The sequence below is a fragment of the Bradyrhizobium sp. INPA03-11B genome (assembly GCF_040446015.1).
Classification (GTDB): Bacteria; Pseudomonadota; Alphaproteobacteria; order Rhizobiales; family Xanthobacteraceae; genus Bradyrhizobium; species Bradyrhizobium macuxiense_A.
Genome location: NZ_JASGSR010000070.1, coordinates 17,938 through 41,976, shown reverse-complemented (window position 1 = coordinate 41,976; position 24,039 = coordinate 17,938). Strand labels below are relative to the sequence as shown.

Genomic DNA, 24,039 nt, shown 5'->3' with positions numbered 1-24,039 from the left:
ACCCATCCCCTCCCCCGCAGGCGGGGGAAGGGATGGAGAAAGCGTGCCACCAATCCCTACCGCTTGATCTGCGTCTTCAACGTGTCCTCGACCACGCGGTCGAACGACGATGCCTTCGGCGCACTCTTGCGGTGCTCGGCGACATATTTGTCGCGCTTGGCGACCAGCGCGGCGAGCTTCTCGTTGAGCGCCTTGCGCTGGGCGATCTGCTTGTCGATCTCGGCGCTGCGTGCCTCCGGCTTCATCGCGCGGAGATTATCGGGCAGGTCCTCATCCCTGACCTTGGCGATCTCGTTGCGGCCGGCTGCGACGTCGGCAACCAGGTCGCCATCGCCGGTCACCGCCTCCGACGTCGCCTTGGCGCGCTTGTTGATGAAGCTTGCCATCTCCGATGCCCGCGCCGGCGAGGCCGCGGCGACGCTCGCGAGCTGCTGGGTCTTGGATTCCGTGCGCTTCTGCAGTGCGCGTGGCCCGTAGGGGATCACGGTGCCGTTGATCTCACGCTGCAGGATGATGATGTCCTCGTCGAACGGCGTCTCGATGGTGACGATCTGGCCGCCGTCCTGCGGGATCGGGATGAATTCGCCATTGCCGTTCTGCGCGATATCGCGCCACACCCGCTCGGTATCCTCCGCGTTGCCGGCGAGCACGGCGTTGACGATGATGTCCTTCTGCTTGGCGACGGCAAGCGTCACCGGATATTTGGTGTCCTGCGCATAATCCATATGCGGCGGGGCATCGCCGACCAGGAACACGATGCGCGTGCCGTCGCGTCCCTGCGTCCACTGCATCTTGTTGACGGCGACGTCGAGCGCCTCGTTGACGCTCTCCGGCCAGTCGCCGCCGCCGCGCGCCTTCAATTCCAAGAGATTGGCATAGAGGTCCTGGATATCGCGGGTCAGCTCGACCTTCTTGGTCACATACTCATCGCCGATGTCGCGATAGGCGATCAGGCCCATCCTGATGTCGGCGTCGGGATTGGAATCGACGATCGCGGTCGCGATCGACCAGATCTTGCGCTTGGCGCCCTCGATCAATCCGCCCATCGAACCCGTGGTATCGAGCACGAAGGCGACCTCGACCACGGGCTTGGCGATGGCCGAGGACAGTCCGACTGTTAGCGGCAGGGTTGCGAGAGCGAAGACGAACGAGCGAAGTGTGATGCGTGACCGCATGGGTCTCTCCTGCAGTGGTTTCGTCCCTCGGAACCCAGGTTCCATCGGCTTCGCGGTGGCTTGAGGCCGGAATCAAGGCGCCTTCCTCGCGAATTTGCGGCCGATTCCGGCGCTGCCGTTGGGTTATGGAATCGGCTAGTCTTGGCGGATGGAATCGCCCGCCCGCCAGATCGCGCTCGTGCCCGCGCCCGACCGACGCCAGTCGGAAACCGCGCTCGCGATCGCGCGCGGCACCGCGAGACTTCTGCGATCGCTCGGATTTTCCTGCATCAGCGAATTGCCGCTGCCGTCCGGCCGAAGGGCCGATCTCGTGGCGCTGAACGAGCGCGGCGAGATCTGGATCGTCGAGATCAAGTCATCGATCGAGGATTTGCGCGCCGACCAGAAATGGCAGGACTACCGGATGCACTGCGACCGGCTGTTCTTCGCGTTCACGCAGGACCTGCCGTGCGAGATCTTCCCGGTCGACACCGGCCTGATCATCGCCGACGCCTACGGCGCGCATCTGCACTGCGAGGCACCGGAGCATCGCCTGCCGGCGGCGACGCGGAAGGCGATGACGGTGCGCTTTGCGATGGCTGCCGCGCAGCGGATCAACCGCCTGGTCGATCCGCAGGGGCACAGCGAGTTCTAGAAGCGCGATCTCGTAGGATGGGTAGAGCGCAGCGAAACCCATCGACTTCGTGCCGCTGGGACAGATGATGGGTATCGCTTCGCTCCACCCATCCTACGCAGCTCTACGAAGCGTTCAACAAAAGCAAATGGCCGGGACTGAGCCCGGCCATCGCAAAACAATATGAATGCTGCTTACCGCGGCGCGCGCTTGGCGAGGATGCGCTGCAGGGTGCGGCGGTGCATGTTGAGGCGGCGCGCGGTCTCGGAGACGTTGCGGTTGCACATCTCGTAGATGCGCTGGATGTGTTCCCAGCGCACGCGGTCCGCCGACATCGGATTGGCCGGCAGCTCGGACTTCTCGGTGCCGGTCGCCAGCAGCGCGGCGACGACGTCGTCGGCATCGGCGGGCTTCGACAGATAGTCGACCGCGCCCATCTTCACTGCGGTCACGGCAGTTGCGATGTTGCCATAGCCGGTGAGCACGATCGCGCGTGCTTCGGGGCGCTTGCGCTTCAACGCCGAAACGACGTCGAGACCGTTGCCGTCGCCGAGGCGGAGGTCGACGACTGCGAAAGCGGGCGGGGCGCGGCCGATCTCGGCGAGACCATCAGACACCGTGTCGCATGACTTCACTGCGAACCCGCGCGTCTCCATCGCGCGCGACAGGCGTTCCAGGAACGGCTTGTCGTCCTCGACAATGAGGAGCGAGCGGTCGGCATGGTCATTCAGTTCAGTGATGGCGTTCACGTTCCATTTTTCCCTGTGGCAGACACCTATAATATGGGGACCTAGTGGGGCGCTGCCAAGGCAGCCGAAAGTCGCGTGCCATTCTGGAAAGTGTGCTGCATCCGGTATGCCAGGAGTTGCGATTAAGAACCGTTCTTAAGCTTCGGTCTCGTCACCAGGCGCGGATTCCTCAAAGCGCTCGCGCGGCCAGACGATCTGCACCACGGCGCCGTGATCGGGGAAGGGCCGATTGGTAAACGACACCTTGGCTCCGGTGCGTTCCAGCAGCGTCCGTGCGATGAAAACACCCAAGCCCAAGCCGCCACGTGCATTTTGGGCCTCATCCGCGCCCCGGCGGCGCGACAGATACGGCTCGCCGATCCGCTTCAGCATGTCAGGCGCGATGCCCGGGCCATCGTCGGAAACGACGATCTCGATGGTTTCAGCGTTCCACCACGCGTTCACCTCGACGGTCTGGTGCGCGAAATCGACCGCATTTTCGAGAATATTTCCGACACCATAAAGGATCGCGGGATTGCGCGCGGCGACCGGTTCGCGCGTTGCTGCGACAGCAAGCCGCACCTTGATGTTGATGCCGAAATCGCGATGCGGCGCCACCGCCTCCTCGATCAGGGTCGACAGCTTCATGGTGTCGAACGGCGCGCCGCTTGATGACAATTGCGCAATCTTGCTCAAGATGTCGCGGCAGCGCTGCGCCTGTTCGCGCACGGTCTTGAGGTCGCCGGCAATCGCCGGGTCGTGCACCGTCTTCTCGAGCTCGCGCGAGATCAGGAAGATCGTCGACAGCGGCGTGCCGAGTTCGTGCGCGGCGGCGGCGGCGAGACCGTCGAGCTGGGTCAGATGCTGCTCGCGCGTCAGCACCAACTCGGTCGCGGCAAGCGCATCGGAGAGCTGGCGGGCCTCCTCCGTCACCTGGAACGCATAGAGGCTGGTGACGCCGATCGCGAGCAGGATCGAAAGCCAGACGCCGATCAGATAGATCGGCGGCAGCACCAAGGGATCGTCGCCATCCCAGGGCAGCGGCAGATGATAGAAGAACAGCGCCGAGGCGCAGGCGACCGCAAGGCAGCCGAGCGCGATCGTCAGCCGGATCGGCAGCACCGTGGCCGAGATCAGCACCGGTGCCAGGAACAGGAACGAGAACGGGTTCTGCAAGCCCCCGGTGAAGTAAAGGAGGCCACCGAGCTCGACAATGTTGAAGGCGAGCAGGGCCGCGGCATAGGCCGGCTCCAGCCGCTGCATTGGATTGAATGCGATCTGCAGCGCCAGATTGAGCAGCGCCGAGAACGTCACAATGATGACGCAGGGCACGATCGGAACGTCGAATTCTAATCCCTGGGCGACGACGAAGATCGCGACCAGCTGGCCGAGTGCGGCAAGCCAGCGCAGCCGCAGGATCGTATCGAGGCGGACATAGCGGCGAGGTTGGCGGAAATCGGAAGCGACGTCGGTCATGTCAGGGACTTTAGCTTTGCCGTGGGCGGCGCACAAATTCGCGACTTAGCGCAAGGATGCAGACCAAGCCTTTATTACCGCTAAGCCTTGCGCTTATTGTCGCAATGGCTCAATGACGGCCATATGCAACAGCGCGGGACAGGTCAGGCGCAAGCGCCCAATCAGCCGCCGGTGGCCGATCAGGACGGATCGGCCGCGATCGAGGTCGTGGACCTGGTCAAGCTCTACAAGACCACCCGCGCCGTGGACGATATCTCCTTCCGCATCGCGCGCGGCAGCATCACCGGCCTGCTCGGCGGCAACGGCGCCGGCAAGACCACGACGATCGCGATGATCATGGGGCTGGTGCTGCCGACCTCGGGCCGCGTCAACGTGCTGGGCGCGAAAATCCCCGAGCAGCGCTATGATGTGCTCGGCCGGATGAATTTCGAGAGCCCCTATGTCGACATGCCGATGCGGCTCACGGTGCGGCAGAACCTGACCATTTTCGGCCGCCTCTATGCCGTGAAGCAGCTGCGCGAACGGATCGACCAGCTCGCCACCGATCTCGATCTCAAGGAATTTTTGGACCGCTCCAACGGCAAGCTCTCGGCCGGACAGAAGACCCGCGTCGCACTGGCGAAGGCGCTGATCAACGAGCCGGACCTGCTGCTGCTCGACGAGCCGACCGCCTCGCTCGACCCGGATACCGCCGACTGGGTGCGGCAGCATCTCGAGACCTATCGCAAGACCCATAACGCGACCATCCTGCTGGCGTCGCACAACATGCTGGAGGTGGAACGCCTCTGCGACCGCGTCATCATCATGAAGCGCGGCAAGATCCAGGACGACGACAGCCCGGAACGGATCATGGCGCGCTACAACCGCGACACGCTGGAAGAGGTGTTTCTCGACGTGGCGCGCGGCCGCCTCCGCGAGGACGCACCATGAGCGAGATCGTCAGCCATCCGCCGCGCAGCATTTCACTGCAACGCATCAATGCGATGGTGCTGCGCTATTGGTATCTCCTGATGTCGTCATGGCCGCGGCTGCTGGAGCTGATCTACTGGCCGGCCTTGCAGATCATCACCTGGGGCTTCCTGCAGAACTACATCTCGCAGGCATCCGGCTTTTTCGCCAGAGCGGGCGGCACGCTGATCGGCGCCGTGATCCTGTGGGACATCCTGTTCCGCGGCCAGCTCGGCTTCTCGATCTCGTTCCTCGAAGAGATGTGGGCGCGCAATCTCGGCAACCTGATGATGAGCCCGCTGAAGCCGATCGAATTCCTGCTCTCGCTGATGATCATGAGCCTGATCCGGCTTGCCATCGGCGTGATCCCGATGACGCTGCTGGCGCTGTTCTTTTTCGGCTTCAACTTTTACGCCATCGGGCTGCCGCTGATCGCGTTCTTCTGCAATCTGATCTTGACCAGCTGGTCGGTCGGCGTGTTCGCCTCAGGCCTCGTGCTGCGCAATGGGTTGGGGGCGGAGAGTATCGTCTGGACGCTGATGTTCGCGGTGATGCCGCTCGCCTGCATCTACTATCCGGTCGAGGTGCTGCCGGCCTGGCTGCAATACGTCGCCTGGACGCTACCGCCGACCTATGTGTTCGAAGGCATGCGGTCGCTCCTGATCCATCAGGTCTTCCGCGCCGACCTGATGGCGTGGGCGCTGGTCATCAATGCGATCCTGCTGGCTGCCTCTTTTGCGATCTTCCTTGCCCTTTTGCAGAGCGCCAAGCGCAACGGGTCGCTGCTCAACAGTGGTGAATAAATGTCACTTTCGCGTGGATTATCGGTGTTTTAGCCCGATATCGACCCCACATTCGGTTAGCGGCGCATTGACGCATTGTTACTCATTCGTCAGAGTGTTGCAGCGCAAAAGGGGGTCTGAAGAAATACTATGCCCATTGGTGAATTTGGCGGTGCACCGCCCCTAGCGGCGGGAGGCAGCCCGGCACTCACAACGCCGCTGTACTGGATGTACGAAATGGCGCAGGCGTCGCTCAACCCGGCGCGCGCGGTGACCGACGCCACCAAGATCCTGTTTGAGAATCCGCTCAATCCGTGGACCCACACCCAGTTCGGCAAGTCGGTCGCGGCGGCCTGCGAGCTGTTCGAGCGCACCACGCGCCGCTACGGCAAGCCGGATTGGAACCTGCCGACGACCGAGGTCAACGGCATCCGCACTCCGGTCGAGGTCCGCTCGATCTGGGAAAAGCCGTTCTGCCGCCTCTTGCATTTCGATCGCAAGCTGACGCGTCCGCTGCGCTCGCCGCAGCCGCGCGTGCTGATCGTGGCGCCGATGTCGGGCCACTATGCGACGCTGCTGCGCGGCACGGTCGAGGCGTTCCTGCCGACGCATGAGGTCTACATCACCGACTGGGCCGATGCGCGCATGGTCCCGCTCGCGGCCGGCCGGTTCGATCTGGACGATTATGTCGATTACTTGATCGAGATGCTGCATGCGCTCGGCGGCAACATGCACGTGATCGCAGTGTGCCAGCCCTCGGTGCCGGTTGTCGCGGCCGTCTCCGTGATGGAAGCGAACCACGACCCGTTCGTGCCGCTGTCGATGACGCTGATGGGCGGCCCCATCGACACCAGGCGCAATCCGACCGCGGTCAACAACCTCGCGGAAGAGCGCGGCATCGAGTGGTTCCGCAACAACGTCATCACCAAGGTGCCGTTCCCGCATCCGGGCGTGATGCGCGACGTCTATCCGGGCTTCCTGCAGCTCAACGGCTTCATCAGCATGAACCTCGATCGGCACATGGACGCGCACAAGGCGCTGTTCGCCAATCTGGTGAAGGGTGACGGCGATCTCGTCGACAAGCACCGTGAGTTCTATGACGAGTATCTCGCGGTGATGGACCTCACCGCCGAGTATTACCTGCAGACCGTCGACCTCGTGTTCGTCAAGCACGCGCTGCCGAAGGGCGAGATGACCCATCGCGGCAAGCCGGTCGATCCGTCGAAGATCCGCCGCGTCGCGCTGATGACGGTGGAAGGCGAGAAGGACGACATCTCCGGTCTCGGTCAGACCGAGGCAACGCACGCGCTCTGCACCGCCATTCCGAACCACCGCCGTGTGCACTATGTGCAGAAGGGCGTCGGGCACTATGGCGTGTTCAACGGCTCGCGTTTCCGCTCCGAAATCGTGCCGCGGATCTCCGATTTCATGGTTTCGGCGGCCAATACGCGGCTTTCCCTGGTCGCCGCGGCCGAATAGGTATCACCCCGGCCCCGATTATCGCGGTCGGGTAAGCCACTGATTTAACTAAAAGAATCTCAAATCAGCCGAGGCTCAAGTGATGAATTTAATTTCATCCCTTGGGCCTTTTTCGCGACTCCGATTCATCGCAAAAATTCCGGTTCCGACCCCTGCCGGTAGAGGTCAATTAACGGCCGACCCCTGTATATTGGGCAAATGATTTGTTTTTGCGCCGAGCGCTTTCCCTGGCGGCGGATATGGCAAAGTTCGGGCGAACTCCTGCTCCCCGGACTCTCAGAAATGGCTACTCGCGCGCTCCTCTATCGGCGGCCTGCCGAACCCGCGACCGTATTGGTCAGACACGGCTCCCAGTTTTTCACTGTCAGGTTGCGTCGGCATCGGCGTGCGCGCCGCTATACGCTCAGGATTCATCCAACCGACCGTGAAGCAATCCTGACCATGCCGCCGCGCGGCACGATCATCGAAGCCAAGGAGTTCGCCAATATCCATGGCGGCTGGATCGCCGCCCGCCTCGGCCGTCTGCCGAAGGCCGCGCCGTTCCAGCCCGGCACCGTCGTGCCGTTGCGCGGTGTGCCGCATCGGCTGGTGCATCGCTCCGGCGAACGCGGCACGGTCTGGACCGAGACGCGCGACAGCGGCGAGAAGATCCTTTGCGTCGCCGGCGGCGTCGAGCACATGGATCGGCGAGTGCATGACTTCCTCAAGCGCGAGGCGCGCAGGGATCTGCAGAAGGCGGCTTCACTGCATGCCGCGGAACTCGGCGTGCGGGTGCGGCGGATCTCGATCCGCGATCAGTCCAGCCGTTGGGGCTCGTGCACTTCGGCGGGGTCGCTGTCGTTCTCATGGCGGCTGATCCTGGCGCCGCCCTTCGTGCTCGATTACCTCGCCGCGCATGAAGTCGCGCATCTCGTCGAGATGAACCATTCGGCGCGGTTCTGGCGGGTGGTCGACAAGGCCTGCGCCTCGGTCACGCGCGCCAAGACCTGGCTCGACACCCACGGCAACGACCTGCACCGCTACGGGATCCAGGAGTAGGCGGCGCTCCCGTCGCTCTACCCGTCCCACACTATCTCCGTCACCTCTGCTGTCATCGCCCGCGAAAGCGGGCGATCCAGTATTCCAGAGGCGCCAGTTTTCAATCGATAGGCCGCGGCGTACTGGATCCCCCGCTTTCGCGGGGGATGACAGTTGGCGTTTTGGTGAGACTGTGCGCCTAACGCCTACCGAAACAACCGATCCGCCAGCCAGCCGTCCAGTCCCGCTGCCGCCTCGGGCCGCGCATTCGGGTTCGGCGGCGCCGAGGCGCGCGCCGGCATCGGCGGCGGCTGACGGTAATAGCCGCCTCCGGATGGCACCGGCGCGGGCGGCGGCGCCTGCATCGGCGGTTGAATCTGCATCGGGGCCGCCGGCGCCGAAGGTGCAGTGATCTGCGACGAGATCTGCATCAGGTTCGCCGGTGCCCAACTGCCTTGCGAGTTCGGGATCGCCGCGACCGGCACGCCCTGATGCGCCGCCTTCATGAAGCGGCTCCACACGTCCACCGGCAACCCGCCGCCGGTCGCCTTCTTGGTTGGCGAATTGTCGTCATTGCCGAGCCAGACGCCGGTGACGAGCTTGGCGGTGTAGCCGATGAACCAGGCATCGCGGTAATCCTGGCTGGTGCCGGTCTTGCCGGCGGCGGTCCAGCCGGGGATCTCGGCCTTGCGCGCGGTGCCCGAGATCAGCGTCTCGCGCATCATGGTGTTCATCATCGCGTCATAGCGCGGCTCGATCACCTGGTTGGGCGGATCAGTGGGGCGATCGTAAAGCAGCTTGCCCGAGCTGGTCTTGATCCTGGTCACCACATGCGGCGACACGGCGTAGCCGCCATTGGCGAACGGCGCATAGGCGCCGACCAGTTCGAGTACGGACACTTCCGAGGTGCCGAGCGCGATCGAGACGTTCGGCTCGAGCTTGGATGAGATGCCGAGCCGGTGCGCGGTGCGCACCACGTTCTTGGCGCCGACCTCGACGCCGAGCCGCACCGCGACCGTGTTCAGCGACATCGCCAGCGCCTGGGTCAGGGTCACCGAGCCGAAATATTCGTGGGTATAGTTCTCCGGCTTCCATCCCTTGATATCGAGCGGCGCGTCGGTGCGGATCGTATCCGGCGTCAGCCCGGACTCGACCGCGGTCAGATAAACGAACGGCTTGAACGACGAGCCCGGCTGCCGCTTCGCGGTCACCGCGCGATTGTACTGGCTCTCGGAATAGTTCCGGCCGCCGACCATGGCGCGGACCGCGCCGTCGGGCGTCATCGCCACCAGCGCGCCCTGGCTGACGTTGAACTTCACGCTCTTGGCGGCGAGCTCGTCGATCACGGCAGCTTCCGCGACGGCCTGCAGCTTCGGATCGATCGTGGTCTGCACGATGATGTCCTGGTCGATCTGGCCGACCAGATCGTCGAGCACTTCGCCGATCCAGTCGGCGACATAGTTCACGGTGCCGGCGCCGGCCGGTTTCACGGCGATCGAGGGCTGGCCGATCGAAGCTTTCGCTTGCGCTTCGGTGATGAATTTGGCGTCGGCCATCGCCGCAAGCACGACTTGCGCGCGCTGCTCGGCACCCTCGGGATTGCGGTTCGGCGCCAGCCGCGACGGCGACTTGACGAGGCCCGCCAGCATCGCTGCTTCCGGCAAGGTCACGTTCTTCGCCGACTTGCCGAAATAGCGTTGCGCTGCGGCCTCGACGCCATAGGCGCCGGAGCCGAAATAGACCCGGTTGAGATAGAGCTCGAGAATCTCGTTCTTGGAATGCTTGCGCTCCAGCCACAGCGCGAGTTCTGCCTCCTGCAGCTTGCGCTGCATGGTGCGTTCCTGGGTCAGGAACAGGTTCTTGGCGAGCTGCTGCGTCAGTGTCGAGCCGCCCTGCGAGACGCCGCGATGCAGGAGGTTGGTCACCGCCGCGCGCAGGATGCCCACCGGGTCGACGCCGAAATGCGAATAGAAGCGCCGGTCTTCGATCGCGATGAACGCCTTCGGCAGATAGGGCGGCAGATCCTTCAGCGCGATGTTGGCGCCGGCCATCTCGCCGCGTTGCGCCAGCACGCTGCCGTCGATGCCGACGATCTGGATCGTCGGCGGACGCTTGGGAATCTCCAGCGACTGGATCGGCGGCAGATGCGCGCCGACCCACACCACGACACCGATCACCGCAATGCCGGCCCACAGGCCAAGCACGGCGGTCCAATAGAACAGCCGGCCGATGCCGAAGCCGCGCGACTTGCTGCGCCGCTTGCTGCCGCTGCGCGACGGGCGCGGTCTCTCGCTACCGGAATCGCTGCTCTTGTCGGCGCTCTTTTCGCTGTTCTTGGGTTTCGATTTGGTGGGCTTGTCGTCGCCGCCGCCGGGAATGCGATCGGAGGGCGACAGTCTGAGGTCGGCAAGCGCGGCCGGGAGCCCGAACAGCGGCTCCTTGCGTCCACCGCCTTTTTTACGTCCCCACGCCATCCGCAACGCTCACCCTTCCAGGGGCGCACGCTAGCGTTCCCGGTTTAAGGGGCGGTTACGCAAAGCTTAACGGGGGATTAGGAGGTGAGGCAGCGCGTGCTAGATAGGAGCATGATCCGGAAAAGTGGGCACCGGTTTTCCGACAAGATCATGCTCAAACGAGGATGGTAGAGCGCGATCGAGCGATCGCGCTCTGGGGAACAAGAAAACAAGGAGCACCGCATGGGCCATATCGATCCGACCAAAGACGTGTTTGCGCAATTCCGGGACAACAACCGGCCGGGCCCGATCCACATGCTCAATCTGGTGCGCTTGCGCGAATCGGCGGCCTATCCCGACGGTCGGAAGGCGACCGGTGCGGAGGCCTATGCCGCCTACGGCCGCGAGAGCGGCCCGGTGTTCGAGCGGCTCGGCGGCCGCATCGTCTGGCAGGGCCGCTTCGAGCTGATGCTGATCGGTCCGCAGGAGGAGCGCTGGGATCACTGCTTCATCGCCGAATATCCAAGCGTCGCCGCCTTCGTCGAGATGATCCGCGATCCCGTCTATCGTGAGGCGGTCAAGCACCGCCAGGCCGCGGTGGAGGATTCGCGGCTGATCCGCCACGCCGTGCTGCCGGTTGGGAAGAATTTCGGCGAGATTCCGAAGTAGGCGCGCAGAAATCGATTGAGCGCAGCGATCTCCGTCCCCGTCATGCTGAGGTGCGAGCGGAGCGAGCCTCGAAGCATGCAGGCCACAGTCGGGCCGTCGACCCTTCGAGACGGCCGCTGCGCGGCCTCCTCAGCGTGACGGAACGCACTGCTCTATCCCCGTCATTGCGAGGAGCGATAGCGACGAAGCAATCCATCGCGCCGCAAGTGGAGGCATGGATTGCTTCGCTTCGCTCGCAATGACGGTGATAAAGCGTCGCAGCGCCTCGGAATGGCCGTGACAGGGCTAGGCCCCAAAAACAAATCGGCGGCCCGGAGGCCGCCGATTGCGTCTCAAAACCTGCACGAACCACTAGCCCGCCGGACCGGCGTCCTCGAGGATCGGGCCGAACAACTCCCAGCGCTCGCCGTTGAACTTCATCATCTGCAGCTGCTTGTTGACGCGATAGTCGTTCGGCGTGGTGTTGCCCTTGATGCCGGGCAGCGCCATGTCGAGATCGACGTTCTTCAAATTGGTGGCCTGCTTCAGCACGTTCTCGCGGGTCAGCTCGTCGCCGCACTGCTTCAGCACATGCACCATCAGCTGGGCGGTGGAGTAGCCGTAGGTGTTGAAGTTCGAGTTCTTGTCGCCGTCCGGATAGTACTTGGCCATGAAGTCGAAATAGCGCTTCATGCCCGGATCGTCCTTCCACTGCGGATCGGCGGGATCCTTGCCGTAGTTGGTCGAGATCAGGCCCTTGGAGGCTTCCAGGCCCGCCGGCTGCAACACCGCGCCGACCGAGGTCGCGTTGATGTCGACGATGTGGACCGGATGCCAGCCGAGCTCGGCGATCTTCTTGATCGCCTGCGCCGCCTGCTTCGGCGTCGAGGCCGAGAAGAACAGGTCGGCGCCGGCGTCCTTGATCTTGATCACCTGGGAATCGATGGTCGGGTCGGAAACCTCATAGGAGGCTTCGGCCACGATCATCTTGGCGGCCTTGTCGCCGAGGCCGGCCTTGATGCCGTTCAGGTAATCCTTGCCGAGGTCGTCGTTCTGATAGAGGATGCCGATCTTGGCGTTCGGATGCTCCTTCAGGATGTACTGGCCGTAGATGCGGCCTTCGACGAAGTAGTTCGGGTTGAAGCCGAGCGTCCAGGGGAAGTTCTTCGGGTCGGTGAACTTCGAGGCGCCGGTGGCAGCGAACAGCTGCGGCACCTTCTTGGCGTTGAGATATTTCTGCACCGCGGCGTTCGACGGCGTGCCGACGATCTGGAAGGTCAAGAGCACTTCGTCGCTCTCGACGAGCTTGCGCACCTGCTCGACCGCCTTCGGCGGCGAATAGGCGTCGTCATACTGGATCAAATTGATCTTGCGGCCGTTGATGCCGCCCTGATCGTTGATCATCTTGAAATAGGCTGCCTGGGTCCTGCCGATCGAGGCATAGGCGGAGGCCGGTCCGGAGAAGGGGACGGTCTGGCCGATCTTGATCTCGGTATCGCTCGCGCCGGGATCGTATTTCTTCTGCGCGGAGGCCGACGTTGCTGACAGCGCGATCGCGAGCGCCGTTCCCGTGACCAGGTGGAAAATCCCGTTCCTCATAATGCTGTTTCCCTCACGTGACTGATGTTGGCCGATGATCTTGTCCGCGGATTCAAGGTCCGCGGTCGCCATCGCTGGGCCGGGATACTGGCGGAACGCTTGCTGCGACGCAAGACGAGCAATGCCGAAAAGGTGAGCGATTTCAGTCAACGAAAGTAGGGGGCGATGCGAAAAGAGACCGGCCCGGCACACTCGGTGTCGTCCCTGCGAAAGCAGGGACCCATAACCACAAATGGCCATTGTTGGCGGACGCTGAAATGACGAGTCCCGTTCACAATTCCCGCCGCGGAGTATGGGTCCCTGCTCCCGTGCGCAATTGCGCACTAGGCAGGGACGACACGTGGCAAGAGCTGCGCCGCGCGGCCTAACCCGCCGGGCCGGTGTCCTCGATAATCGGGCCGAACAGCTCCCAGCGCTCGCCGTTGAACTTCATCATCTGCATCTGCTTGTTGATGCGATAATCGTTCGGTCCGGTCGTGATCGACATGCCCGGCAGCGCGAGCGACGGCACGAACTTCTTCAGGCTGGTCACCTGCTTCATCAGGTTCTCACGGGTGAGATCGTCCCCGCACTGCTTGAGCACCTGGATCAAGAGCTCGGCCGTCGAGTAGCCGTAGGTGTTGACGGTGTTGAGCTTGTCGCCTTCCGGATAATACTTGTCCATGAAGGCGAAATAGGCCTTCACGCCGGGATCGTCCTTCCACTGCGGGTCGGCGGGGTCCTTGCCGTAATTGGTCGAGATGATGCCCTTGGATATGTCGAGGCCGGCCGGCTTCAGCGTCGCCGACACCGGGCTCGCATTGATGTCGAGGATGTGGACCGGGTGCCAGTCGAGGTCCGCGACCTTGCGGATCGCCTGCGCGGCGAATTTCGGCGTCGAGGCGTCGTAGAGCAGGTCGACGCCGGCGGCCTTCAGCTTGACGATCTGGGAATCGACGGTCGGATCGGTCAGCTCGTAGGACACTTCCGCGACGATCATGCTGGCGGCCTTGTCGCCGAGCCCGCTCTTCAGACCGGTGATGTAGTCGCGGCCGAGATCGTCGTTCTGGTAGAAGATGCCGATCTTGGCGTTGGGGTGATTGGCCAGGATGTATTTGGCGTAGATGCGTCCCTCGGACTGGTAGTTCGGGTTGAACGCGATCGTCCACGGCGCATTCTGCGGGTCGGAGAAGCGCGACGCGCCGGTGGAGGCGAGCAGCTGCGGCACCTTCTTGGCATTCAGATATTTCTGTACGGCGGCATTTGACGGCGTGCCGATGATCTGGAAGGTGAACAGCACCTCGTCGCCCTCGACCAGCTTGCGCACCTGCTCGACCGCCTTCGGCGGCGAATAGGCATCGTCATACTGGATCAGGTTCAGCTTGCGGCCGTTGATGCCGCCCTGATCGTTGATCATCTTGAGGTAGGCCGCCTGGGTCTTGCCGATCCCGGCATAGGCGGATGCAGGGCCCGAGAACGGTACGGTCTGGCCGATCTTGATCTCGGTGTCGGTGGCGCCGATGTCGTATTTCTTCTGTGCGGCGGCCGATGTAACCGACAACGCGATGGCAAGCGCTGTCGCAGCGAGCAATTGCACGCTCCTCATGTCCGTGACCTCCCATGTTGCCGGTGATCTTGTCCGCAAGCGGTGGGCCAGCGGATGTCACCGTTGTCAGGGATGATGGAGGAACGCCCTGAGCATTGCAAGGCAGGGCGCCCTGCGCGCGATGTCGCGTCAGCGCAGGTGTGTTCTCCCTCTCCCCGTTCTTACGGGAGAGGGTTGGGGTGAGGGGCTCTCGCCGCTTGTGATGTCGGCCGACGCACCTGTACCCCCTCACCCGGATCGCATCTTCGATGCGATCCGACCTCTCCCCGCAAGCGGGGCGAGGTGAAGCGGAGTCTGCCGCTCCACTCAACGCAACTTCGTTGCAATCAGGCCAGCCAGAGCAGGATCAATGCCAGCGCAGCCGGTGCGGCCTGCACATAAAGGATGCGGCGGCTGACGGTGGCGGCGCCATAGGCGTCGGCGACGATCACGCAGAGCAGGAAGAATGTCTTGATCTGGAACGCAAAGCTCGCATTGCCGTGCGCAAGACCCCAGATCAGGCCAGCGGCAAGGAAACCGTTATAGAGTCCCTGATTTGCGGCAAGCACCGCCGAGTCGGTTGCCTTCTCGATCGAGTTGCGAAAGGTCTTGAGCCCGAGCGGCTTGGTCCACAGGAACATCTCAAGGATCAAGAAATAGATATGCAGCGCGGCCACTACCGCGACCAGAAAATTGGCAAGCAAAAGCATGTTCGGTCCCCCCAGAGCTTCGGTTCTGATTGAATCAGAACCGAAGCTCTGGATCTTGTTTTGACGCGTTTTCTTCACGCGAACCGGAGTCTATCCCGCATCCAGTGCGGGACAGGCTTCGCTCGAAAACGCTCCTACCGGAATTCGGGTGGACGCTACCACGCGGGCGGTGAATTGTATGCCGAACACGCTGCTTACAGAGTGACGACCATGGCCGACCGCAAGACCGCGCAGACCTTCAACCTCGACCGCCTCAAGACTCCGATCGGCACCGCGCTGCTGGTGACCGACGATGACGGCGTGCTGCGCGCGCTCGATTGGGACGACTATGAAGGGCGCATGCTCGACCTGCTGCGGCTGCACTATGGCGCGGTGACCTTGCGGGATGGCCGCGCGCCGGCGGCGATGCGCAAGGCGCTCGGCGATTATTTCAATGGCGATCTCGATCGGCTCGCGGATGTCGAATGGCGCGTCGCCGGCACGCCGTTCCAGCAGAAGGTCTGGCACGCGCTGCCGAAGATCCCGCCTGGCACCACCATGAGCTACGGCGCGCTGGCGGCGAAGCTGAAAGTGCCGAACGCGATGCGTGCGGTCGGCCACGCCAACGGCTCCAATCCGATCAGCGTCGTCGTGCCCTGCCACCGCCTGATCGGCGCCAACGGCTCGCTGGTCAAATATGGCGGAGGCCTCGAGCGCAAACGCTGGCTGCTACGTCACGAGGGCGTGGAGGTCTAGCGGGCGACTTGTCTGCCTGTGAGGCGATCAGTCGAGATCCTCGCGCGGCATGTTTCGCAAATCGCGCAAGATGTAGAGGAAGACGATAAGCGAAGGCACCCATGCGAGGATCGCGCCTACCAGCATCGCATCGACCGTCGTCATCGGGACTCTCCTTGAGCGTTGGCGCCGTCAGACCAGTTTTCTCGATGGGCTGCCGCCGGTTCTGGCGAAGGGATAGAGCCACTTCCAGTAAGCCCTGTTGCGCTCCAATTGCCGCTTGTAGATTTCGCGGCACTTCACCGAACAAAATTGCTCGAAGTGCCAGCTATGCCGGATCAACCCGAACGGCCGCTTGCATCCCGGATTCCCGCAGCGGCCTGTCATGACGCAGCCTCGGCATTCGAACGCGTAAACCAGCGAATGAAGTTCGCCTGACCTTGGTAGAGGCAGAGGCGTCCGCAGTAGCGTTCACCTGCCGGATTTCGCAAACAGATGATCTTGGGCTCTTCGCTGTCGCACTGGGCACAGCGCGGTTCCGCACGCATGGCGACCTCCCTCCGAGGAATTGCCATTTGCCATTCAAAATGTCTGACGTGGTCCTTGCCGTCGGTGAAGAGCGGCGACGCGAAATCTCGCGCCACCGCCGCGCCTGCACAACTTGTCCAGATGTTTGGCGGCATCATCCTTGCGTATACCGGTCCGGTCATGCCCGATCTGAGCTCAATCGCTCGTCGCGGCGTCGCGCTGGCCGAGCGCGGTATCGAGGCATTTGATCAGGACATCCCCGTCGAAGGGCTTGGCCAGAAAGCAGATGGCTCCTGCCTTCAGGGCTCGGGCGCGATCGTTCTCGACCGAGAAGGCTGTGATGAAAATGAACGGAAAGTGCCGTCCGTTGGCAATCAGGTGACTCTGCAGGTCGAGCCCGCTCATCGCCGGCATCCTGACATCCGTGATCACACAGGATGTGTCGTTCAGGCGGGGCGAGTGCAGGAATTCCTCGGCCGACGCGTAGGTCTCGACCGCATAGCCCAGCGACCTGACGAGATTGTGGGTCGCGGTGCGAACCGAGACGTCATCGTCGATGATTGATATCACTGGCGGATTGGACAAGGAGGTCTTCCCGGGGACGGTCGGATAGGGCTCGGTTTGTGCGATGATGCGGCGCACAGTGCGTCGTCAATCGGGGCCGGAGAATCATACTTAGGTTTGCGCCCCGCCGGATGCCCGTCCGATCCCGAGGATCTCGGCCATCCTGACCAGATCGGGCAGCGACTTCGCTGCCATTTTCCGCATGATCTGGCCGCGGTGGATCTTCACCGTGATCTCGGCCACGCCGATTTCCGCGGCGACCTGCTTGTTCATCCGTCCGGCCGTGACGAGAGTCATCACCTGACGCTCACGCGGCGTCAGGGTCGCGAAGGCGGCGCGGAGATTTGCGAGAACCTTGGCCTCATCGCGACGATTCCTGTCGCGGTCGATCGCTGTCGTAACGGCATCCAGCATGTCCTGATCGCGGAATGGCTTGGTCAGGAAGTCGACCGCTCCGGCCTTCATGGCCCTGACCGTCATCGGGATATCGCCATGGCCGGTCATGAAGATGATCGGAATATGAATGCCGGCCTTCGCCAGCTCTGCCTGAAAGTCGAGGCCGCTCAGCCGGGGCAGCCTGATGTCCAGGATCAGGCAGCTCGGGACATCCGCTGGCTTGTGCTGCAGAAATTCATGGGCCGATCCGAACGCCGCGGTTCGCAGCCCGACCGACCGGAAAAGACTGCTCAGCGCGTCCCGCACCGACGCGTCGTCGTCGATGACGAAGACGATCGGATCCTCGGCGTTGGCGTGAGTGGGAGGCGATGCCGCGCGCCCGGTCACCATGCATGCTCCTCTTGACGGAGTGGCAGGGTGAACTGGAATGTCGCGCCGGGGCCGATCTGTTCGACCACGGACAGGCGGCCTTGGTGAGCTTCGACGATCGAGCGGCAGATCGACAAGCCCATTCCCATGCCGCTGGCCTTGGTGGTGTAAAAGGCGTCGAACAGCCGGTCGGCATTCCCGGTCGCAACCCCGACGCCACAATCGGTGACCGTGACCAGGATTAGCCCGGCATCGTCGTCATGGCGAGTCCGGATCACGAGCTCCCGCGGCCGCTCCGTGACCGGCTGCATCGCCTCGATGCCGTTGAGGACCAGGTTGAGGATGACCTGCTGCAGCTGGACACGGTCGGCAACAACAGGCGGGAGCGCGGAAGTGAGGTCGAGCTGCAGGGATATCAGGTGGCGCTGCAGTTCATGCTGCACCAGGCCGATCACCTCGTTGATGACCTCATTGATGTCGAGCGGCGCCTTCTGATCGGTGGTCTTGTTCACCAGCGCGCGGACACGCTGAATGACTTCGCCCGCCCGGTTGCCGTCGCTGATGATCGACCTCACCGCTCCGCGCGCCTCATTCAGATCGGGCGCCGCCCGGTCGAGCCAGCGCAGGCAGGCCGCGGCGTTGGTGACCACGGCGGCAAGCGGCTGGTTCACTTCATGGGCGATCGATGCGGCGAGCTCGCCGAGCGCCGTCACGCGCGTGACATGCGCAAGGTTGGTCTGCGCTTCGTGCAATTTCGCCTCGGCCAGCTTGCGCGCGGTCACGTCGGTGACCGCTCCGACGAATTCGGTGTCGCCCGACATGTTCGTCACCGCGTGGGCCCTGGCGTGGACATATTTGATCGCCCCACTGGGCATCAACAATCGGTAACCGTGCTCGAAATCCTTGCGATCGAGCGAGGCGCGATCGATGGTCCGCTGCACGCGGTCGCGATCATCAGGATGGACGCGCTGAAGGACCGTGCCATGCTTGATCGATGGAACCCGGTCGAACTCGAATATCCTGAAGGTTTCCTCCGACCAGATGATCTCGCCGCTGGCGACATGCCAGCCAAAGCTGCCGGTATGGCTCAATCGCTGGGCCTCGGTCAGGTACATTTCACTCTGCTGCAGCGCATTCTCAGCGTGCTTGCGTTCGGTGATATCCTCGCAGGCGATCAGGACGATCAGCTGATCGTCCAGCCGCCGCACCGCCTTGGCATTTTCGCGGACCCAAAGCCTGGAACCGTCCTTGCGGACCTTGCGGATTTCCCAGCTGCGGGTTTGCCCGATGTTGTCGAGGCATGCGGCAACGCTGCGCTGGACCATTTGTTGTTCCTCGGCGGCAAATACCCGCAGCACGGATTGTCCGAGCAATTCGTCGACGGTGTAGCCGAGCTGCGCCGCGCCGAACGTGTTGACCGACAGCACGAGGCCCGTCGCGTCGACCATGAAGTACATGACGGGGTTGTGCTCGAACACCTCTTTCCATTGCGCTTCGCTGTTGCGCAGCGCCTCGATCGCGCGCTCTTCGCCGCTGGCCCGGCCGCGCAACATGGCCTCCATCTGCCTGTGGGTGCGGCCGACCAGGCGCATCATCAGCAATGCTGCGGTCAGTGACGCGACGAGCAGCGCGAGGGCAATCAGGTGGGCGGACGCTGCAGGCTGCGGACCAAGCACCAGCCCAATGCAAGTTGCGGCCAGGGCCAGCACCATGCCGCCGAGCAGCCATTGTTCGGCTGACCAGGACCTCGTGGTCGGGTTGGGCATCATCGGCAGCACCAGCACTTGGCCATCATGGGCCGCGCTGCGTCGCTAGGTGACCGCTATCATCAGCGGCGACAACGTCGCCCTCCTAACAGGCATGATATTAGCAGCTTTACCGACGTCCGGACGAAATCATGCGGGGGCCTTCGGCGATCCACGCGCGCGAGATCGCGCGGGAAGCGAAGCGCGCAGGCGCCCTCAGTCCCAGGTTGCGACTAAACCTAAGTATGGTCCTCCCCAGCCGAATGTAACGGCCGGATCAACCTCCGTTCAATGGCCCGTTTCTTCCCGGTGACTACGCTTATTGGGTAACTCGATGACAGTAGAGGTTTCCGGGCTTCGGCAATCGCCAATCAGAGACGGGAGATTGAAATGCCCAACAGGCGCCTGCATTTGATCCTCTGCTCCGAAGATGCCGGGCACGAGGCAACGCGTCAGAGGCCCAAGCGCGGCTTCCAGCCGACCGTTATCGATGGTGGCAAGCAAGCCGCGAGCGTGCCGGCCGATCAATCCTGGATCGATCTGCTCGACGTCTTCGATTTGGGCGTCGTGATCTGTCAGGCGAGCTACCTGGCCTTGCTCGGCGCGAGCCTGGCAGCGCTGCAGGCGCAAGCAGGCGTGCCGGATCAAGCATCGTAGGCCATCCCAGGAGTTAGCCCCGGCAGGCTGCCGGACCGGAGCGATGGCTGCTCACGCCAGGGTCGCGCAGACGGGTCCGATAACAGCCTCCGTGAGAGCCCGGAATCCAGTCCCCTCTAGCCCTGATGGATTCCGGGCTCAGTTTTTTCGGAAGCGTCCCGAATGACGGGCCAAGCAGGTCGACGGCGTCCGTCCCGCGCCGGGTTCTCGGCCATCGCGAATTGCCGAAAGTTTTCCGAAAGATGCCGGGTTCGCTTTAGCTGCTTTTGAAGCACCTGATTATTGGATCGGTCCGGCAACGGCATCGCTCTGGTGAGCTGTGCGTTGGTTCGCGCACTGACAGATCAGGGGCCGGTCATCATGAATCAGGCACAGCAGCACAAGCCGCTTCCCAACGACAATACTTCGGTCACCAAGGATGAGGCCGAAGGCGCCCGCGGATTGCAGCGCGCCTTGCAGGACCGGCTGCAGCCGGCGCACGACGAGCCGGTCAGCGAGCCCGCCGGCGATAGCGCTCCCCACCCCGAAGCGCCGGCAGGCTCGGGCCGGTGGGTTCGGCGCCTGCTCAAGGTCGGCATCGGCCTTGCGATCGTTGCCGTGTTCGGGTGGCTGCCGCTGAAAGCCGTGCTGCAGATCTCGAGCGTCGAGGCCGTGGTCAATGCCAGGATCGTGACCCTGCGCTCGCCGATCGACGGCACCGTCAGCGCGAAGCCGCAGCAGGGCTCGACGCAGCTCAGCGTGGTCCATGAGGGCGATGCGATCCTGCACGTCGTCAATGCGCGCGGCGATCGGGTGCGGCTCGACGATCTCCGGCGGCAGATGTCGCGGCTGGAAAATGAGCGCCCGAGCTTCGCCGCCAAGCTCGCCGCCGCCGAGACTGCGCAACAGGACCTCGCCCGCCAGGCCGGTCAGTTCCGCGACGGCCGCATTCTGCAGCTCGAGGCGCGCATCGCCGAAATCCAGACCGCGATCGAGGCCGCGGCCGCGCGGCGGGAGGAGGCCACGGCTGCGGTCGAACGCGCCTCGTCGCTGATCAAATCGGGCAGCGTCTCGACGGTCGAGATGGCCCGGCTGACGCGCGAGCAGTCGATCGCCCAGCAGACCGAGATCGGCGCGCAGCGCCGCCTCGATGCCGCCAAGGTCGAGCTCACGGCAGCCAGGCATGGCACCTATCTCGGCGACAGCTACAACGACCGGCCGAGCTCGGTGCAGCGCGAAGAGGAGATGCGCCAGCGCGTCAGCGACCTGCGCGCCGATCTGGCGCATGCCGATGCCGAGATCGACTGGCTGACCCACGAGATCGCCTCCGAGCAGCTGCATTACATCAACCGCGCCGAAGCCGACATCAAGGCCCCGGTCGGGGGCCGGATCTGGGAGATGATGACCTCGCCCGGCGAAGACGTCAGGGCCGGGCAGCCTTTGCTCAAGCTGCTCGACTGCACCGGCGAGGTGGTCACCGCGAACGTCACCGAAGGCGTCTACAATCGCCTCAGGCTCGGCGAGCAGGCGAGCTTCGAGCCGAACGACGGCAGCGCCGCGATCCAGGGTGAGATCGTCAACCTCACCGGCGCCTCCGGCGCGCCCGCCAACCTTGCGATCAATCCGGATGCACTGAACAAGGAGCCGTATCGGGTGACGGTCTCGATGCCGACGACCGACAGCACGGGCAAGGATTGCGCGGTCGGCCGCACCGGGCGGGTGGTGTTCAACACGGACGCGGCAAAGCCATGATGACGGCATTTGCGCCCGGGCTGGTCGCCTTTGGCGCCTGCCTTGCGATCCTGCCCTTGCTCCGGCGCGAGCAGACGCTGGCCCGCGTCATGATGACCGGCATGTCGTTCGTCCTGCTGCTGCACTATTTCGCCTGGCGCGTAACCCAGACCTTGCCGCCGGTAGGCCTCACCGCCGATGCGCTGGTCGGCTATCCCTTCGTGGTGGCCGAGGCGGCCTCGATGTTTGCGGTGTGCCTGTCGCTTCTGTTCCTCAGCCGGACCATCGATCGCTCGCCCGAGGTCAATGCCATCTTGCGCCGATCCCGGGCGGCCACGGATGCGCCGCTCGTCGACGTCTTCATCTGCACCTACAATGAGGAGAAGGCGATCCTCGAGCGCACCATCATCGGCGCGACCGGGCTCAACTATCCCAATTATCGCGTCTGGGTGCTCGACGATGGGCGCAGGCTGTGGCTGCGCCGGCTCGCCCAGGAGCTAGGCTGCAACTACCTGACCCGTCCGGACAACAGTCACGCCAAGGCCGGCAACATCAATCATGCGCTCCAGCACGTGTCCGCGCTGCCGGACCGGCCGGAGTTCGTCTCGATCCTCGATGCGGATTTTGTCCCGATGCCGGAGTTCCTGACCCGGGCGATGAGCCTGATGCAGGACGGCACCATCGGCGTCGTGCAGACGCCGCAGCACTTCATCAACCCGGATCCGATCCAGACCAATCTCGCCGCGACCGACGTCTGGCCCGACGAGCAGCGCTTCTTCTTCGATATCCTGATGCCGGCCAAGGACGTCTGGGGCACCGCGTTCTGCTGCGGCACCTCATCGCTGATCCGCTACGCCGGCCTGATGCAGATCGGCGGCTTCCCGACCGATTCGGTGACGGAGGATTACCTTGTCACGCTGCGCCTGAAGGAGAAGGGGCTGCGCACGGTCTATCTCAACGAGCGCCTGACGCTCGGCCTCGCGCCGGAGGGATTGAAGGAGTACATCACCCAGCGTGGGCGCTGGTGCCTCGGCTTCATGCAGATCGTCCGCGGCCGCAGCGGGCCGTTCTCGCGGCAGTCGAAGCTCGAATTCATGGATCGCCTGTCGCTGGTCGATGCCTTCATGAGCTGGGCGGCGGTCTATGGCACCAAGATTCTCGGGCTGGTCGTGCCCTGGCTCTATCTGCTGTTCGGGATCAAGGCGGTTCACGCCGACCTGTCCGAACTCCTGAAATACTTCATGCCGTTCTACGTCTGGCACGCCTTCACCATGGCCTGGATCTCCCGCGGCCGCTCGCTCGCGATCATGACCGACGTCTCGCAATACATCGCAGCCCCCGCGGTGTTGAAGGCGGTCGTGACCGGGCTGGCCCGGCCGCAGGGCCACAAGTTCAAGGTGACGGCGAAGGGCGGCGACCGCAATCGCCGCTTCATCGAATGGCCGCTGCTGCGGCTCTATGGCGGTGCCCTGCTGATCACGCTGTTCGCGATTGCCTACGCCTTCATCCTGCATCTGCGCGGCGAGAACATCGCCTATGGCGGGCTGGCGCTGGGCTGGAGCCTGTACAATTGCGTCGTGCTGGCGATCGTCTGCTTCATCTGCATCGAGCAGCCGCGGCGCAGGAAGGCCGAGCGCTTCGAGCGCGACGAGCCGATCCTGATTCAGGAAGGCGCTGGGTCGCGGCTGGTGCGGATGGCCGACATCTCGATATCGGGCGCGCGCTTCATCGATCCCGCCCCGCCGGCAATCGGGGTCTCGATCAAATGCAATGTCTACGGCCAGAATGTCACCGCGCTCGTGGTCCGCCGCACCCGCGACGGCTTCGGCGTCCGTTTCGAGGACGCGGCCGCGACGCGGATCAATGTCGTGCGCGCATTCTATGCCGGCGAATATGTCCGCGCCTTCCACGGCGTGCGCGCCGCCCCGGTCGGCAAGGCGTTGCTGATGCGGTTGTTTGGTTGAATCGCTGCGATCGGGCTTCGCGGTGTTGCTCCTTCCGCGGAGCGCTTTCCATTCCGTCATCCTGAGGAGCGCGGAACGCGCGTCTCGAAGGGTGAACGGCCCGGACGCTTCCGCGTACTCCGACTCGTTCGGCAATAGCCGGGCCGTCGATCCTTCGAGACGGCCGCGGCCTCCTCAGGATGACGGGACAGGCCTATGCG

General features: G+C 63.7%; 21 protein-coding genes. 10 read left to right on the top strand and 11 right to left on the bottom strand.

What is annotated here, in order from left to right; all coding sequences use genetic code 11:
* Positions 1-56 precede the first annotated feature (56 nt).
* Complete coding sequence (locus tag QMZ05_RS26135; RefSeq protein ID WP_353703367.1) at positions 57-1,175, bottom strand: vWA domain-containing protein; 1,119 nt, start codon at positions 1,173-1,175, stop codon at positions 57-59.
* A 148-nt stretch (positions 1,176-1,323) separates the two neighbouring features.
* Between QMZ05_RS26135 and QMZ05_RS26130 the strand changes: the two genes are divergently transcribed.
* On the top strand, positions 1,324-1,809 hold the full coding sequence (locus QMZ05_RS26130) for an MmcB family DNA repair protein (protein WP_353703366.1): 486 nt from the start codon (positions 1,324-1,326) through the stop codon (positions 1,807-1,809).
* A gap of 173 nt (positions 1,810-1,982) precedes the next feature.
* Here the strand turns inward: QMZ05_RS26130 and QMZ05_RS26125 are convergent, their stop codons facing one another.
* Together QMZ05_RS26125 and QMZ05_RS26120 are read right to left on the bottom strand one after the other, a co-directional pair.
* On the bottom strand, positions 1,983-2,537 hold the full coding sequence (locus QMZ05_RS26125) for an ActR/PrrA/RegA family redox response regulator transcription factor (RefSeq protein WP_353703365.1): 555 nt from the start codon (positions 2,535-2,537) through the stop codon (positions 1,983-1,985).
* Positions 2,538-2,672: 135 nt separating this feature from the next.
* The gene (locus QMZ05_RS26120) at positions 2,673-3,992 is read right to left on the bottom strand and encodes an ActS/PrrB/RegB family redox-sensitive histidine kinase (RefSeq protein WP_074131593.1); all 1,320 of its coding nucleotides are present in this window, start codon (positions 3,990-3,992) and stop codon (positions 2,673-2,675) included.
* A 123-nt stretch (positions 3,993-4,115) separates the two neighbouring features.
* Between QMZ05_RS26120 and QMZ05_RS26115 the strand changes: the two genes are divergently transcribed.
* From QMZ05_RS26115 to QMZ05_RS26100, 4 genes are all read left to right on the top strand, one after another.
* The gene (locus QMZ05_RS26115; RefSeq protein WP_353703364.1) at positions 4,116-4,922 is read left to right on the top strand and encodes an ABC transporter ATP-binding protein; all 807 of its coding nucleotides are present in this window, start codon (positions 4,116-4,118) and stop codon (positions 4,920-4,922) included.
* Positions 4,919-5,743, top strand: a complete 825-nt coding sequence (locus QMZ05_RS26110; protein WP_353703363.1) for an ABC transporter permease — start codon at positions 4,919-4,921, stop codon at positions 5,741-5,743. The genes QMZ05_RS26115 and QMZ05_RS26110 overlap by 4 nt, the downstream gene beginning before the upstream one ends.
* A gap of 129 nt (positions 5,744-5,872) precedes the next feature.
* Positions 5,873-7,201 (top strand): polyhydroxyalkanoate depolymerase, encoded by a 1,329-nt coding sequence (gene phaZ, locus QMZ05_RS26105; protein ID WP_353703362.1) that lies wholly within the window; start codon positions 5,873-5,875, stop codon positions 7,199-7,201.
* 198 nt (positions 7,202-7,399) lie between these two features.
* On the top strand, positions 7,400-8,239 hold the full coding sequence (locus QMZ05_RS26100; protein WP_353703361.1) for a SprT family zinc-dependent metalloprotease: 840 nt from the start codon (positions 7,400-7,402) through the stop codon (positions 8,237-8,239).
* A 185-nt stretch (positions 8,240-8,424) separates the two neighbouring features.
* Here the strand turns inward: QMZ05_RS26100 and QMZ05_RS26095 are convergent, their stop codons facing one another.
* A complete protein-coding gene (locus QMZ05_RS26095; RefSeq protein WP_353703360.1) occupies positions 8,425-10,692 on the bottom strand; it encodes a penicillin-binding protein 1A in 2,268 nt (755 codons plus the stop codon).
* A 222-nt stretch (positions 10,693-10,914) separates the two neighbouring features.
* On the opposite strand from QMZ05_RS26095, the gene QMZ05_RS26090 reads away from it, so the two are divergent.
* Complete coding sequence (locus QMZ05_RS26090; protein ID WP_050426137.1) at positions 10,915-11,340, top strand: DUF1330 domain-containing protein; 426 nt, start codon at positions 10,915-10,917, stop codon at positions 11,338-11,340.
* 351 nt (positions 11,341-11,691) lie between these two features.
* On the opposite strand, the gene QMZ05_RS26085 is transcribed toward QMZ05_RS26090, so the two are convergent.
* The 3 genes from QMZ05_RS26085 to QMZ05_RS26075 all read right to left on the bottom strand — a co-directional run bounded on the left by QMZ05_RS26085 (position 11,692) and on the right by QMZ05_RS26075 (position 15,192).
* Positions 11,692-12,918, bottom strand: a complete 1,227-nt coding sequence (locus tag QMZ05_RS26085; protein WP_353703359.1) for an ABC transporter substrate-binding protein — start codon at positions 12,916-12,918, stop codon at positions 11,692-11,694.
* A 364-nt stretch (positions 12,919-13,282) separates the two neighbouring features.
* Positions 13,283-14,503, bottom strand: coding sequence for an ABC transporter substrate-binding protein (locus QMZ05_RS26080; protein ID WP_050426139.1), 1,221 nt, complete (start codon positions 14,501-14,503; stop codon positions 13,283-13,285).
* 326 nt (positions 14,504-14,829) lie between these two features.
* Positions 14,830-15,192 (bottom strand): DUF1304 domain-containing protein, encoded by a 363-nt coding sequence (locus QMZ05_RS26075; RefSeq protein WP_353703358.1) that lies wholly within the window; start codon positions 15,190-15,192, stop codon positions 14,830-14,832.
* A 210-nt stretch (positions 15,193-15,402) separates the two neighbouring features.
* On the opposite strand from QMZ05_RS26075, the gene QMZ05_RS26070 reads away from it, so the two are divergent.
* A complete protein-coding gene (locus QMZ05_RS26070; RefSeq protein ID WP_353703357.1) occupies positions 15,403-15,927 on the top strand; it encodes a methylated-DNA--[protein]-cysteine S-methyltransferase in 525 nt (174 codons plus the stop codon).
* 362 nt (positions 15,928-16,289) lie between these two features.
* On the opposite strand, the gene QMZ05_RS26065 is transcribed toward QMZ05_RS26070, so the two are convergent.
* From QMZ05_RS26065 to QMZ05_RS26050, 4 genes are all read right to left on the bottom strand, one after another.
* The gene (locus QMZ05_RS26065) at positions 16,290-16,616 is read right to left on the bottom strand and encodes a hypothetical protein (RefSeq protein WP_353703356.1); all 327 of its coding nucleotides are present in this window, start codon (positions 16,614-16,616) and stop codon (positions 16,290-16,292) included.
* A gap of 13 nt (positions 16,617-16,629) precedes the next feature.
* The gene (locus tag QMZ05_RS26060) at positions 16,630-17,019 is read right to left on the bottom strand and encodes a response regulator (RefSeq protein ID WP_353703355.1); all 390 of its coding nucleotides are present in this window, start codon (positions 17,017-17,019) and stop codon (positions 16,630-16,632) included.
* Between the two features lie 90 nt (positions 17,020-17,109).
* Positions 17,110-17,784 carry a response regulator transcription factor gene (locus QMZ05_RS26055; protein WP_353703354.1) on the bottom strand — a complete coding sequence of 225 codons (675 nt, stop codon included), beginning with the start codon at positions 17,782-17,784 and terminating at the stop codon, positions 17,110-17,112.
* Positions 17,778-19,547, bottom strand: coding sequence for a PAS domain S-box protein (locus QMZ05_RS26050; RefSeq protein ID WP_353703353.1), 1,770 nt, complete (start codon positions 19,545-19,547; stop codon positions 17,778-17,780). Before QMZ05_RS26050 ends, QMZ05_RS26055 begins: the two co-directional genes overlap by 7 nt.
* 351 nt (positions 19,548-19,898) lie before the next feature.
* Between QMZ05_RS26050 and QMZ05_RS26045 the strand changes: the two genes are divergently transcribed.
* From QMZ05_RS26045 to QMZ05_RS26035, 3 genes are all read left to right on the top strand, one after another.
* Positions 19,899-20,165, top strand: coding sequence for a hypothetical protein (locus QMZ05_RS26045; protein WP_353703352.1), 267 nt, complete (start codon positions 19,899-19,901; stop codon positions 20,163-20,165).
* A 360-nt stretch (positions 20,166-20,525) separates the two neighbouring features.
* On the top strand, positions 20,526-21,896 hold the full coding sequence (locus QMZ05_RS26040) for an HlyD family efflux transporter periplasmic adaptor subunit (protein WP_353703351.1): 1,371 nt from the start codon (positions 20,526-20,528) through the stop codon (positions 21,894-21,896).
* Positions 21,893-23,839 carry a glycosyltransferase gene (locus tag QMZ05_RS26035; RefSeq protein WP_353703350.1) on the top strand — a complete coding sequence of 649 codons (1,947 nt, stop codon included), beginning with the start codon at positions 21,893-21,895 and terminating at the stop codon, positions 23,837-23,839. Before QMZ05_RS26040 ends, QMZ05_RS26035 begins: the two co-directional genes overlap by 4 nt.
* The last annotated feature ends 200 nt before the right edge of the window (positions 23,840-24,039 follow it).